The organism is Desulfoluna spongiiphila (assembly GCF_900101345.1).
GTDB classification, from domain to species: Bacteria; Desulfobacterota; Desulfobacteria; order Desulfobacterales; family Desulfolunaceae; genus Desulfoluna; species Desulfoluna spongiiphila.
The window spans coordinates 176,389-189,415 of sequence record NZ_FMUX01000010.1 but is presented as its reverse complement, the minus strand read 5'-3'; the positions used below and the strand labels follow the sequence as shown (position 1 = coordinate 189,415).

The following is a 13,027-nucleotide window of genomic DNA, read 5'->3' as shown; positions in this document are numbered from 1 at the left end:
AAAGGAAAAATGCCTCCGGCGGCCCTGCCGGGGGCCAAACTTTTAAAAAGTTTGACAAACAGGTCTTAAGTAAACCTTTGCAGGCTCCGCCGAAATAATGTCGACTTTTTCGCACCCGCACTTCGTCTTGCTCGCCCTTTAAGGCGAGCAAGACGAAGTGCGGGTGCATTAGGAGCGTTTTTTGCGGAGCTTTTTTTCAAAAAAGCGACCCGCCGGAGGCAGGCTTTTCCACGCACTTTAACCATGGCAGGCTATTTCAACCTTATGGTATCGATGGCCTCCGGTTTGAACGGCACGAACTCGGGGATATTGGCGGCCATGGTCGGGTGGCTGAAGCGGTGGAGCCGGATGGCCGGTGAGTCCGTGCCGTTCTCATCGATGTGGGTTAAAAACAGCTCCGTTGTCATGGTGCGGCTTTTGGATGCAAAGACGAGCCACCTGCCGTTGGGGGACCAGGCGTGCCAGGAGTTCATGCCGGGGCGGTTGCAGGTTAGTTTCCGGGCCGTTCCCCCGGCGGCCGGAACGATATAAAGGGTGCTGTCCGGCTGGAGCATGAGCCCGCTTCGGCTCTGGGTGAAGACCACCCAGTTGCCGTCGGGTGAGACCCGGGCAAAGTAGTTGCTCATGCCGTTGTGGCTGGCCCCCGGAAGGGGGGTGGCCGTGCCGCCTTTGCCGCCTTCAAAGGGCAGGCGGCAGATATCGAACCGGACGGGAAATGTTTGGTTGAGGGCCTGGATGCCCTGGGCTGAGGTCAGGGTGCGGATGTTGCCTAAATCCGGGTGGTAGGCGTTTTTTGTTTCAGCCCGGGCAAAGAGCAGGGCGGATTCGTCGGGGTACCAGCTGGGGTCGGTGTGGGCATAGTCCCAGTCCTGGGCGCCTTTCAGGGGGGCAAAGGTTTTTGTCTGCCGGTGGTAGATCCCCAGAAAACCGAAGGTCGGGAAAAAGAGCTGGGAGTAGGCCGCATCGCCGGTGAGGACCATGAAGCTGATCTCGTTGACCGGGCTCACCATGAACCGTCCGGTGGGGGAGAGCTTGGCAAAGCTGCCCCGGGTGTCCGGGAGGAACGGGGGGGTGGGGTAGTCGCTCCAGCTCATGGTGTCGGTTTCGGTGACCTCCATGGTGCTGGCAACCGGCTTGACCCAGTGGGCACCGCCGTCTCCTTTGATATTCATCTCCATGGCAAGGAGGCGTCCGTCGGCGCTGGTCTGGTGGCAGCCGCTGCAGACCGGTTGGTTGGTCATGACGGTCTTGGGCGGGGAACCGTCGGCCACTGCCCCCAGCTTCCAGGTAATGCGTCGGAGATAGTTTTGGGAGATCTGGTAGGGCAGGGGCAGCTGGCGGTAGAGAATCGAGGCCTCCACCGCATGGTCGGAGATAAAAAAGCGCCGCGTTGAAGGGGCAATGCCGGGGTGGGATGGACCGCCTGTCCGTGAGATGCAAAGGGTTACGGGGGCGCCGGTGGCTTTTTGTTTGATGTGTTCCCACAGGCCCGGGTCGGGCTGCCAGGTGGAGGCTGGTACCTCCCGGCGGAGTGGAGGGCCTTTGGGAAGGCGGATCTCCAGGAGCCAGGGTGTTTCGTTTTGATCGGGTCCCCTCCATTCAAAAAGGGGCGGGGCCATGTCCCGGGGGTAGATCGCCCCTTCGAGGGGTTCAAGGATCTCCACAGTGTCCGTTGGCGCAAGGGGGGCGGTGTGCGTGACGGGTGGGACGCACCGGGCGCACAGGAGCGCAGCGACCAGGAGGACGAACCATGGCCGCGTCATCTCAGCTCACCCTGGCCTGGAGGCGCTTGATTTCGTCGATGTTGCCCATGACCACCAGGGTCATGCCCGAGGTCAAGAGGGTATCGGCATCGGGGTTGAAGAGGATGGCCTCTTTGTCTTTGAGTCCCAGGACCAGGAGGTCGTGTTCCCTTCGCAGGTCGGTTTCGGACAAACGCCTGCCGTCCATGGGGGAGTCCGGGGTGATGGGCAGCTCGTGGATCCGTAAGGGGCCCTGCTCGCTTCGGAGCATCTGGTCGAGGAAGTCCACGGCGGTCGGGCGGACCATTTCCGAGGCCATGCGCAGGGCCCCGATGGTGTTGGGGGAGACGATGCTGTCGGCCCCTGCCATGGTGAATTTGGGGGCGATTTTCGGGTCGCTCACCTGGGCGACGATGCGCAGGTTTTTGTTCATCATGCGGGCCGTCATGGTGACGTAGAGGCTGTCCTTGTCCTGGGGCAGGGCGATGACCACCCCTTTGGCCCGTCCGATGCCGGCCTTTTCGAGGTTCACGTCATCGGTGGGGTCCCCTTCGATGTACAGGAAGGGATGCGCCGAAGAATTTGGTGCAGGGGCTTCGCCCTCCTGCTCGATGACCACCACCTGCTCCCCGCAGGTGATCAGCTCATGGGCCAGGGCGCGCCGCGTCTCTCCTCCCCCCACCAGGATGATGTGGCCGGTGAGGCGATTGATCTCTCGGTTCATGCGTCTTCTCCTTCGGACACCGGAAAGTTCTCCTTCGATGAGAAAGGCGGTGATGGAGCTGATGGCATAGAGGATAAACCCCATGCCGAAGGTGATGAGGCCCATGGTGAATATCTGGGCCGCAATGCTGCTGGAGACATCCAGGATCTCTCCGTACCCCACGCTGGTGATGGAGATGACCGTCATGTACAGGCAGTCGATCCACCGTTCCTGGCCGTGAAAGATAAGGAAGTAGCCGAAGGTGCCGATGGCGACCACAAGAAGGATGCCCAGCAGGAACGTGGTGATCCGTTTTTGAATCATGGACGGAGCCTCCTCCGGGGTGATGGATCCGGGGTGTTTCGTGGTTTGAGACCCTGGGATGACGTGGCGGTTGCTGTGCTGCCTGTATCGTATGTCTATTAAGGTGACACACATTGGCCGTGAAATCGATGGCCGGAGATTTTTTTTCTCTGGGGGGGGGGCCGGGAAGGAATGCTCCGGCGCCGGAGTTACTCGCTGGCGCCGGAGTTATTCGCAGGGCCTTTAGTGCTTTGCCGCCTCGGCAAAGCCGAGCTCAAAGGCTTTCAGGTTCACGTCCACAAAGGCTTTTTTGGTCTTTGTGGAGATGGCCTCACGGATGGCCTCGGCATTGACGGGCAGGACGCCTGTCTCGATGAGGGCGCCCAGGAGCACCATGTTTACGGAGAGGACGTTTCCGGCCTCTTCGGCCAGCTTCACGGCGTCAAAGGCGATGAGGCGCTTGGTCTTTTCGGCCAGAAGCTCGGTGACGTTGTCGATCTCCGGGTAGACCCCTTTGCCGATGGCCACGGTGAAGGGGGGCAGGGGAGACAGGTTGGTGATGGTCACCGTCTCTTTTTTGCATCGGCCCAGGGCGCGCAGGGCCTCGGAGGGTTCGAAGCTGACGAAGACGTCGGCTTCGCCGTCTGAGATGATGGTGCTTTCGGCATCGCCGAAGACGATGGAGGATTCCACCACACCGCCCCTTTGGGCCATGCCGTGAATCTCGCTCATGTGCACGGGGATGCCCTGGAGCAGAGCCGCTTCGCCCAGAACCCGGGATGCCAGGAGGTTGCCCTGGCCGCCCACCGCCACGATGATCAGTCTTTTGGTATCCATATGGGTGTCACCTTGTGTTTAAAAAAAGGTTATGACGAAGGCTCCGGCCTGTGTCGAGAAACGGGCGGAGCCGGTGTCGTTCATGGAGCCGCCGTGTCTACTTTTTCACGGGCAGGATGGCGTTCTCGGGGCAGATCTGGGCACAGATTGCGCAGCCGGCACACATCTCCTCGTTGATCCGGACCCGTCCCCCTTCGGTGGTGAAGGCGGGACAGGCGATGGTGTCGATGCAGTCCCTGTGGTTTTTGCACTTGTCCGGGTTTACCTGGAATTTCTTGCCGGTGAGCTGCTTGAGGCTCTTGGCGTAGAGGGTGCACTTCTCCTTGGCGATGACCACCGAGACCCCTTCAAACTCAACGGCTTCCTTGATGGCCGCGATGCTCTTCTTGAGGTTGTAGGGACGGACCACGGAGACGTGCTTGACGCCTGCGGCTTTCACGAGCCCTTCGATGTCGATGGAGTTGTATCCTTCAAAACCCATCTCGTCCATGTCCACGCCGGGGTTGGGCTGGTGGCCCGTCATGCCGGTGATGCGGTTGTCCAGGATCACCAGGGTGAAGTTGTGGTTGTTGAACACCGCGTTCATCAGGCCCATGATGCCGGAGTGGAAGAAGGTGGAGTCTCCGACAAAGGAGATGACCTTCTTGTCCGTTACCGTGGAAAAGCCAGCCGAGGTGCTGGTGGAGGCGCCCATGCAGAGCACGAAGTCCCCGGTGGAGAGGGGAGGCATAAAGCCCAGGGTGTAGCAGCCGATATCCGAGGGGAATATGACGTCCATGCCCTGGGTGGCCTGCTTCACCGCGTAGAAGGTGGCCCGGTGCGAACAGCCGGCGCAGAGGTTGGGCGGACGGTTGGGGATTTCAGGCACGTTGGAGGTATCCACGCTCTGGCTGGGGACCGGGGCCAGCTCAAAGCAGGAGGCCATGATGTTGCGGACCATTTTGGGGTCGAACTCGTAGAGGCGGGAGAAGAGGTGCTCCCCTTTGCCGCAGATGGGCAGGGTGAGGCCGTTCTCCTGGGCCACGGCTTTAACCGCCTCTTCCATGAAGGGCTCGCCCTCTTCCACCACAAGGACCTTTTCGCATCCTTTAATAAAGCCCAGGACCAGTTCCTTGGGAAGGGGGTTGGAAAAGCCCAGCCGGAGGACCTTTACCTTGTCTGTGGCGCCCAGGTCCTTGAGGCCGTCTTTGACGTAGCTGTAGCTGACGCCGTTGACGATGATGCCTAAAGTCCCTTCGCCGTCCACCCGGTTCATCGGAGAGGTGCAGGCGATCTCTTCGGCTTTGGCCAGGTTGGCCAGGAGCTTGACATGGAGACCGCGGGAGACGGCCGGTACGGTGACGCAACGCATGGGGTCCTTGATGAAGTCCCCTTTGGTCTTGCGCTCCGTGATGTCGCCCAGTTCCACCACGCCGGTGGAGTGGTTGATGCGGGTGGTGGTACGCAGGATCACCGGCTCGCCCAGGGCTTCGGAGAGCTCAAAGGCCTGCTTGGTCATCTCTTTGGCTTCGGCAACGGAGGAGGGCTCCAGCACGGGGAGTCCGGCGAGCTTGCCGTAGTAGCGGTTGTCCTGCTCGTTCTGGCTGGAGAACATGAAGGGGTCGTCGGCGGTTAAGATCACCATGCCGCCGGTGACGCCGATGTAGGCAAGGGTCAACAGCGCGTCGGCCGCCACGTTCATCCCCACATGTTTCATCACGCACATGCTTCGAACGCCGCAGTTCGCCGCTGCCGCAGACACTTCCACGGAGACTTTTTCGTTGATGCTGTACTCGAAATAGAGATCGCTCTCTTTCGACATCTGAAAAAAGTTGAGGGAAATCTCTGACGATGGCGTCCCGGGATAAGAGGCGGTAAACGCGACGCCGGCTTCGATGGCGCCCCGTGCAATGGCCTCGTTGCCCAGCATGAGCATCTTCTGGCCCGGGTTGTCTGTGAGAAGCTTGTGCATGGCAAAATTCCTTATGGATGGGTGTTGACGTTCTCGTTAAAGTTAAATCTTCATTTTTTTAGACGTGATAGCCCCGAATGTCAAGGGCTCGGGGGATCGGATCCGGGTAAATCGGGTGAATGGAGCGGCCTGAATATCACCCGCCGCAATAAAAAGAGGGCTTTTTGGCATGTTTTTTTTGTAGTATGGAGGCACCCTCTATTTGGGCGGTGTTCTTTTCGGTGCAGATGGGCTGAAAAGGCGGTTCGAAAATGAACAAGATGTTCGTTTGGAGAGGTAAAAAAGTGCGGAAATGTTCGGCTTGGAAAACCTTGGCATCTCATGCCCCAAAAGCCTTTACAAGCCCTTGGTTTATACATTAATAGAAAGTGTAAATTGTTTAAGATCGGGCCGTTTGGCGTTGTTTTTTCTAAAGGAACAGATGCTTGCGATGCCCGTCAACATATATTTACGCAACGGTGTCGCCGTTTTAAGGCCAGCGCCGTTGCCTGGGAAGGGTGGTACGCTCCATGGATAAGTCCGTCATACTTGTTTTGGCCACACGGAACAAAGGAAAGACCGAAGAGATCCGGGCCCTGCTTTCAGGATTTCCGGTAACGCTTAAAAACCTTGATGACTTCGGGCCCATTGCCGAGGTGGTTGAGGACGGTGACACGTTTGATGACAACGCCTATAAGAAGGCGAGTTTTACGGCTCGTGTTCTGGGTTTCCCCGCCATTGCCGATGATTCGGGGCTGGTGGTGGAGGCCCTGAATGGTGAGCCCGGGGTCTATTCGGCCCGATATGCCGGAGAGGATGCCGATGACGCAGCCAATAACGCCAAGCTTCTGGAACAGATGGCTGGTGTTGAGGATCGCAGGGCGGCGTTTCAGTGTGTTCTCTCCATCGCCATGCCCACAGGGCAGGCTCTGACCTACGAAGGCCGCTGCGACGGGGTGATTGCCCAGGCGCCTTCCGGTGAGGGCGGCTTTGGCTACGACCCGCTCTTCTACTGCCCCGACAAAGGGAAAACCTTTGCGGAGCTGACCATGGAAGAGAAAGGGGAGATCAGCCACAGGGGCCGGGCTTTGAAAGAGGTGGCAGACGAATTTGACAAGGTGCTGACCTGGATCGACATGCACACGCCGATGCAGGAGCGGTTTGAGTGCAAGGGGTGATGATCAGGCCCTGATGCACACATGGCCCGGACAACGTTGAACCCGCGGGTGAAGGGTGGGCCGTTTTTTCCTTTTTTCGCGCATGCGGAATAAGGGACAAGGCGGGTGCCACGGATTCGCCCGGGGGGTGTTTCGGGGCCTTGTGACCTGTTGTTGTTTGCCGCCCCCGGTGAAGAAAATACAGAACGCGCACATTTTAAAGATGTATTCACATTCCAACGTATGAGGACTCGAAGATAGCCTCTCAGGCCTTTATTATCCGCATGGGGTTGCGGCACAAGGGCGCATGAGAAGGTCGGGTGTGAAGTATTGCCCGGCGACGAAGAGGCTTCGAGTTGTCATCACACTTTCAGGATCAGGATGAACATGGCACAGACAAAAGAGATGATTGGGGGGATCGAGACGCTTGAGGAGGCCGTGGCCTTTCTCGAGGCTCGCATGGACGCTGAGACCCTGGCGAAACTTAAACAGATTCGCACCGAGGAGGTGGTGAAGACCATCGCCAACGCTGCGAAACTCTGCACGCCGGACAGCATTTTCATCAACACCGGATCCGAGGCGGACGGACAGGCTGTGCGCGAGGGCGCCCTGGCCAACGGGGAAGAGGAATCTCTCCCCATGCCGAACCACACCATCCATTTCGAGCTCAAGGAGGAGCAGGGCCGCATCACCGACCGCACCTTCTACCTGGCCGAGCCGGATGAAAAGGTAAGCTCCCTTGCCAACCGCATCGATCGCACCGAGGGCCTTGCCGACGTCAAGGCGAAGATGGGCGGGATCATGAAGGGCATGACCATGATCGTCGGTCTTTACATGCGTGGTCCCGTGGGGGCTTTGGGCTCCAACCCCTCCCTTCAGATCACCAGCTCCTTTTATGTGGCCCACAGCGCGGAGATGCTCTATCGAAACCGTTTCAACGATTTCGACAACGAGGTGGATCGCCTGGGGTACTTCTACACCAACCTCCACTCCCAGGGCCTGAACCGCTCCGAAGACCTCCCCAACGCCCGTGTTTACATGGACCGCAACGACCAGACCACCTACTCCATCAACTGCACCTACGCGGGCAACACCCTTCTGATGAAGAAGGGCAACCACCGTTTCTCCGTGGACAAGGCGGTAAAGAACCGTGGCAATGAGCTCTCCGAGCACATGTTCATCACGGGCATCGAAGGCCCCGGCAAGCGGACCACCTGGTTTGCGGGTGCCGCCCCCAGCGGTTGCGGCAAGACCACCACGGCCATGGCCGGTCACCACTTTGTGGGGGACGACCTGGCCCAGATGTGGATTGCCGAAGACGGCACCGTCCGCAGCATCAACCCGGAAAGCGGAATCTTCGGCATCGTGGAAGACGTGAACCAGGAAGGGGATCCCGGCCTGATGCCCCTGCTCCGCGAAGAGGGCACCGAGGTGATCTGGTCCAACGTCCTCATCGACGAAAACGGCAAGCCCCAGTGGACCGGCAACGGCGAAGAGGCACCTGTCAGCGGCCGCAACTTCCAGGGCGAGTGGAAAGCAGGCATGGTGGATGAGAAGGGCAAGCCCGTTCCTGTCTCCCATCCCAACTCCCGTGCCACCCTGGTGGCCAGCTCCCTGGCCAACTACTCTCCCTCTTCCGAAGACCCCAACGGCGTTGAGACCAGCGTCATCACCTATTCCGGTCGCGATGCCGACACCATGCCTCCCGTATGGGTTGCCAAGAACTCCGACCACGGTGTGGCCATCGGCGCCTGCATCGTCTCCGCCGCCACCGCCACCGAAGTGGGAGCCACGGGTGTGAAACGTGCCCCCTGGGCCAACGCTCCTTTCATCCCCGGCGCCCTGGGCGAGTACATGGATGCGCAGTTTACCTTCTGGGCCAACGAGCGCATCGCAGACGGCAAGCGGCCCCTCATGGCCGGTCTCAACTACTTTTTGACCCACAAGGCGCGTGGCGGCGAGTCCACCAAGCTCCTGGGCGAGAAGCGGGACGTAAAGGTCTGGCTCTCATGGCTTGAGCGCCGTTTCAACGGCGAGGTGGGCGGCATCGAGACCCCCATCGGCATCATCCCCGAGTACGAGGACCTGAAGGCATTGTTCGCCGATATTCTGGACAAGCCCTACCCCATGGACCTCTACACCAAGCAGTTCTCCCTTTACGTGGACAACATCATGGCCCGTATCGACCTGCAGAACGAAGCCTACGGCAAGGAAGAGGACATCCCCGCCCGTTTCTTCGAGGTTCTGAAGGAGCAGAAAAAAGGGCTTGAGTCCCTCAAAGAGAGCTTCGGTTCCGTTGTGAGCCCCGAAGCGCTCAAGGAGAAAACCGCCGCCTAGGGTTTTCTTTTTTGTGTGAGTTTAAGATGACGACGGCCCCGCTCGGACATGTTCCGGGTGGGGCCGTTTTTTTGTGGGGGCTGCAGCCCTGCCGGGTGACCCCTTCAGCATGTGCGAGCCCGCGTTGCCGGAATCACGTGCCACGTTACCCCAAGTCTGATATGGGTGGGGACTGAACTGTTATCAACTGCATACGGAGGTGTTATGACCCAGCTGGATTGGGCGATTGTCGGGGGCTATCTGTTTTTCAGCGTGGCTCTGGGCCTCTATTTTTCACGTCGGGCCCTTAAGAGCGTGGATGATTATTTTGTCTCGGGCCGTTCTTTTCCCTGGTGGCTGGCCGGGGTCTCCATGGTGGCCTCGGCCTTTGCCATCGACACCCCTTTGGGCATCACCGGCCTGGTGGCCGAAAACGGCATCCCGGGGGTGTGGTTTGCCTGGTCCTTCGTCCTGGGCGGCGCAGGGACCCTGGGCGCCTTTCTCTTTTCGGCCATGTTGCGACGCTCGCGCATCATCACCACGGCAGAGCTCATCGAGCTGCGGTACTCCGGGCCCCAGGCTGCGGTGCTCAGGGCCTTTAAAGGGCTCTACTTCGGGGTGTTTGCCAACGCCATTACCCTGGGATGGATTTTAAAGGCGGTGTGGACCCTCTCCGAGGTGGTGGTCCCGGGGGCCAACCGGGATCTTTTGCTCTTCGTGCTTCTGCTCTTCACCTTGATCTACACGGCCATGAGCGGGCTCTGGGGGATTGCCGCCACCGACTTTATCCAGTTTGTTATCGGGAGCGTGGGCTCCTTTCTCCTGGCCTTTTATGCCTGGCGGTACATCGGCGGCATCGACCAGGTGGTGGCCGGGTTCACGGAAAAATACGGCGCCGCAGACGCCGGGCTTCGCCTCTCCTTCCTCCCGGAGGTGGGGACCCCGTTTTTTGTCACCTTTGTGGTGTTCATGACCCTGAAGTGGTGGGGCAACCCGCCCCCTGCCATCACCCAGCGGATCATCGCCTCAAAAAGCGAGCAGGATGCCTCCAAGGCCACCCTTTTTTTTGCGGTGCTGGCCTTCGGGTTCAACTACTGGCCCATGATTTTTGCCGCCATGGTGTCCCTCATCGCCTTTCCCGATGCCGCAAGCCCTGAGACGGGCTATGCCATGCTGCTGACCACCCTGCTACCTTCCGGGGTGCTGGGGCTGATGATGGCCTCTCTCATGGCGGCCTTCATGTCCACGGTGGACACCCACATCAACTACGGCGCCTCGTACATGGTCAACGACATCTACCGCCGGTTCATGGTCAAGGGGGCCTCCGAGAAACACTATGTGCGTGCCTCCCAGGTGAGTACGGTGCTGATGCTCCTTGTGGCGGTGCTGGTGGCCTATAACCTCGATTCCGTGGCCGATGCCTGGTATTATATGTCCATGATCACAGCCGGGTACGGCATCGTCATCGTGATCCGATGGTTCTGGTGGCGGGTCAACGCCTGGGCGGAGATCACAGCCCTTACCGCATCGGGGCTCACCAGCACCTTGCTGTCCCCCAAGTTTGGCAAGGCCCTTGGGTATTGGGATGCCATTCCCCATATCCGGTGGGAGTACCGGTTTCTGATCGTGGTGGGGATCTGCACCGTCAGCTGGGTGGTGGTCTGCTTCATGACGGAGCCGGATGACGAGGCGCACCTTGTGGCCTTTTGCGAGCGGGTGAAGCCCTTTCCCGCCTTCTGGGGCCCTATTTACAGAAAATACCCCGACATTGCGTGGCGCCCCAACTTCGGGCGGGCCTGCCTGCTCTGGGGGATGGGGGCCATTGGGGTGTATGCCTTCTGCTTCGGCATGGGGAGCCTTATGTTCCTCAAGTTCGTTCAGGCGGGGCTTCTGGTCTCCCTGGCCCTTGTCATCGGGTATGTCATTTCCCGTCTTTGGAGGCCGTAGCCCCTGGTAAGGGACACCGGTTTTTTGACAGAGCGGGAGACCGGCATTACTTTAGGTGGCCCACAGATGAGGGCGGGTGTGCTTCGGGGCTCTCCCGGCCCCTGGGATGTGACGCATCTCCGGGAGTATTTTTTATCGATCCCTTACAGACCTGGCGCTGTGCGAGCAGGTCGGTCCATGCCATATGAGGAAAACAGATGAATCTTGAAGAGAAAATGGAATTGAACGGGAGCCTCTCTCCTGCAGACGCGGCGCGTTATGAGCGCCGCCTGAAAATCATGGGCATGGAGCCGGAGAAGGCGCTGGACGCCATTATCAGCGACCCGACCCCTGCGGCCCTGGTGCAGTCGTTTCCCCATCAGGACCTCTACTTCCTTGTCAACGACATTGGGGTGGAGGACGCGCTGCCCGTTCTGGCCGTGGCCTCCTCCGAGCAGTGGGAGTACTTTGTCGATGTGGAGGTGTGGCAGCGGGACCTTCTGGATGTGGACGGCCTGACCCGGTGGTTCGACCTGCTCCTCAAGGCCGATCCCAGGCGGTGTGTCAACTGGATGCTGGTGGAACACACCGCCTTTTTCGAAGACTACCTGGCCCGCCATATCGAGGTGAGGGTCCGGGAGAAAAACGAGGATCCGTCCGAGTTCGGGCCCGGCTGGTTCACCTTTGACGACTGGTTTTACATCAAGCACCGTGAGGTTGCGGACGAGCCGGTGGAGGAGGGCGTTCCCTATATCCACCCGGACGATCGCAACGACGTGGTGTTTTCCCTTCTCCAGACCCTCTCCAAAGGAGACAACCCCCGGTTCCAGAGCGTGATGCTGGAGGCCATGAGCGTTCTTTCCGCCGAGGTGGAGGAGGAGAGCTATCGCCTGCGCAACGTCCGGCTTTCCGAGAAAGGGTTCCTGCCCTTTGACGAAGCCTTGGGGGTCTATGCTCCCCTGGGGCCGGACGACCTGCACAAGGGGCTCCGCAAGACGCCGCCCCTGGACGCGGCCACCGTGGTTCCCCATGCCCACACCGGGGTGGTCCTGGAAGGCTCCCTTTTTTCCGACGCCCTGGCGGGGCTGGACGACGGGGCGCTTCTTTCTGCCCTTCAGATGGAATTTGCCGTGTTGTGCAACCGGGTCATTGCCGCCGACCAGAAACCGGTGCGGGAGCGCGCCGAGCTCTCTTCGGTTGTGAAGAAGGTCTGCGGGTATATTTCCCTTGGCCTTGAAGCCTTGAACCGGGATGCCGAGGAGGACAAGGGGCTTGGGGCGTGGCTCACCGAGGCGGGTCTTGAAGAGATTTTCCGGGTGGGATACGGCCTGGCCATGGGCCTCAAGTTCAAGGCCGACCGCTGGCGCAAAGAGAGCTGGCTCTTAGGGCGCGGCTTGCCCCTCTCCCTTCTGGGCGAGGCGTGGATGGGGGTTGCAGGGGGCCTGCTCCTCAACCGGCCCCTTTATTTTGACAACTACAAGAGCGGGTCCCTTTACCGGGAATTCGAGAGCCTGGCCGATATCGAGGCAACGGAAACGGTGATGGCCGATGTCATGGGCATCGACGCCGTGCTCAGCCTGCTGGACCCGGACCCCGAGCCCTTCAAGGGCCCCAACTTTACCCTCAAGAGCCTGCTGCTTACCCTGTGGGCGCCGGCATGGCTGGGAGACGCGGGCCACCAGGGGCTCCTGACCCTTGCTCAGGTGAAGCGCCTTTTGGCCGGGATCTGGGCCGGCGAAGGGGAGACGCGGCACATCTCGGACGAGGCCAAGGCCCACTGCCTTGCCTGGCTTGCAGATGAGACGGGGCTGAGCCGGGTGGAGATCAGCGAGCGGCTGGCCGAAGGGCTGGAGCGCCTCTTTGGGGAGGTTGCCGATGAATACGCCCACCTGGACCCCGCCCAGGCAGATGCCCGTTTTATCCACCTTTTCCTGACCCAGGCCGATTAGGTCCCCCTGGGAGGCACACTGCCTCCCAAAAGGGGGCAGGGGGACGGGCTGTCCGCTGAAAAGGGTGTTGACTCCCCGGCGGATTCTGGAGTAGCATTTTACTCACGTTCCCCTTTGCGTCACCTGAGCGTCCCTTGGCGCCGGATTGACCGTTTTTCGGAAAC

Annotated in this window: 8 protein-coding genes; 4 read left to right on the top strand and 4 right to left on the bottom strand. The window is 60.0% G+C overall.

The window, feature by feature from the left end; all coding sequences use genetic code 11:
- Positions 1–251 precede the first annotated feature (251 nt).
- The 4 genes from BLQ12_RS14800 to iorA all read right to left on the bottom strand — a co-directional run bounded on the left by BLQ12_RS14800 (position 252) and on the right by iorA (position 5,536).
- Complete coding sequence (locus BLQ12_RS14800) at positions 252–1,763, bottom strand: TolB family protein (protein WP_092211439.1); 1,512 nt, start codon at positions 1,761–1,763, stop codon at positions 252–254.
- A gap of 1 nt (position 1,764) precedes the next feature.
- A complete protein-coding gene (locus tag BLQ12_RS14795) occupies positions 1,765–2,769 on the bottom strand; it encodes a potassium channel family protein (protein WP_092211438.1) in 1,005 nt (334 codons plus the stop codon).
- Between the two features lie 222 nt (positions 2,770–2,991).
- Entirely contained in the window at positions 2,992–3,585 is a 594-nt protein-coding gene (locus tag BLQ12_RS14790) for an indolepyruvate oxidoreductase subunit beta (RefSeq protein ID WP_092211437.1), read from the bottom strand.
- A 97-nt stretch (positions 3,586–3,682) separates the two neighbouring features.
- On the bottom strand, positions 3,683–5,536 hold the full coding sequence (gene iorA / locus BLQ12_RS14785; RefSeq protein WP_092211436.1) for an indolepyruvate ferredoxin oxidoreductase subunit alpha: 1,854 nt from the start codon (positions 5,534–5,536) through the stop codon (positions 3,683–3,685).
- Positions 5,537–6,045: 509 nt separating this feature from the next.
- Here iorA and BLQ12_RS14780 point away from each other — a divergent pair.
- From BLQ12_RS14780 to BLQ12_RS14765, 4 genes are all read left to right on the top strand, one after another.
- Positions 6,046–6,693: an XTP/dITP diphosphatase gene (locus tag BLQ12_RS14780; protein WP_092211435.1), complete on the top strand. Its 648-nt coding sequence runs from the start codon at positions 6,046–6,048 to the stop codon at positions 6,691–6,693.
- Positions 6,694–7,059: 366 nt separating this feature from the next.
- Positions 7,060–9,009: a phosphoenolpyruvate carboxykinase (GTP) gene (locus tag BLQ12_RS14775; RefSeq protein WP_226860117.1), complete on the top strand. Its 1,950-nt coding sequence runs from the start codon at positions 7,060–7,062 to the stop codon at positions 9,007–9,009.
- Between the two features lie 204 nt (positions 9,010–9,213).
- Positions 9,214–10,935: a sodium:solute symporter family protein gene (locus tag BLQ12_RS14770; protein ID WP_092211433.1), complete on the top strand. Its 1,722-nt coding sequence runs from the start codon at positions 9,214–9,216 to the stop codon at positions 10,933–10,935.
- Positions 10,936–11,132: 197 nt separating this feature from the next.
- Positions 11,133–12,863: a DUF6178 family protein gene (locus tag BLQ12_RS14765; protein WP_092211432.1), complete on the top strand. Its 1,731-nt coding sequence runs from the start codon at positions 11,133–11,135 to the stop codon at positions 12,861–12,863.
- The last annotated feature ends 164 nt before the right edge of the window (positions 12,864–13,027 follow it).

Excerpts from the sequence above, each read along its gene's own strand:
- BLQ12_RS14770 (WP_092211433.1), top strand. The coding sequence starts at position 9,214 with ATGACCCAGCTGGATTGGGCGATTGTCGGGGGCTATCTGTTTTTCAGC.
- BLQ12_RS14800 (WP_092211439.1), bottom strand. The coding sequence starts at position 1,763 with ATGACGCGGCCATGGTTCGTCCTCCTGGTCGCTGCGCTCCTGTGCGCC.
- BLQ12_RS14775 (WP_226860117.1), top strand. The coding sequence starts at position 7,060 with ATGGCACAGACAAAAGAGATGATTGGGGGGATCGAGACGCTTGAGGAG.
- BLQ12_RS14765 (WP_092211432.1), top strand. The coding sequence starts at position 11,133 with ATGAATCTTGAAGAGAAAATGGAATTGAACGGGAGCCTCTCTCCTGCA.
- BLQ12_RS14790 (WP_092211437.1), bottom strand. The coding sequence starts at position 3,585 with ATGGATACCAAAAGACTGATCATCGTGGCGGTGGGCGGCCAGGGCAAC.
- BLQ12_RS14795 (WP_092211438.1), bottom strand. The coding sequence starts at position 2,769 with ATGATTCAAAAACGGATCACCACGTTCCTGCTGGGCATCCTTCTTGTG.
- BLQ12_RS14780 (WP_092211435.1), top strand. The coding sequence starts at position 6,046 with ATGGATAAGTCCGTCATACTTGTTTTGGCCACACGGAACAAAGGAAAG.
- iorA (WP_092211436.1), bottom strand. The coding sequence starts at position 5,536 with ATGCACAAGCTTCTCACAGACAACCCGGGCCAGAAGATGCTCATGCTG.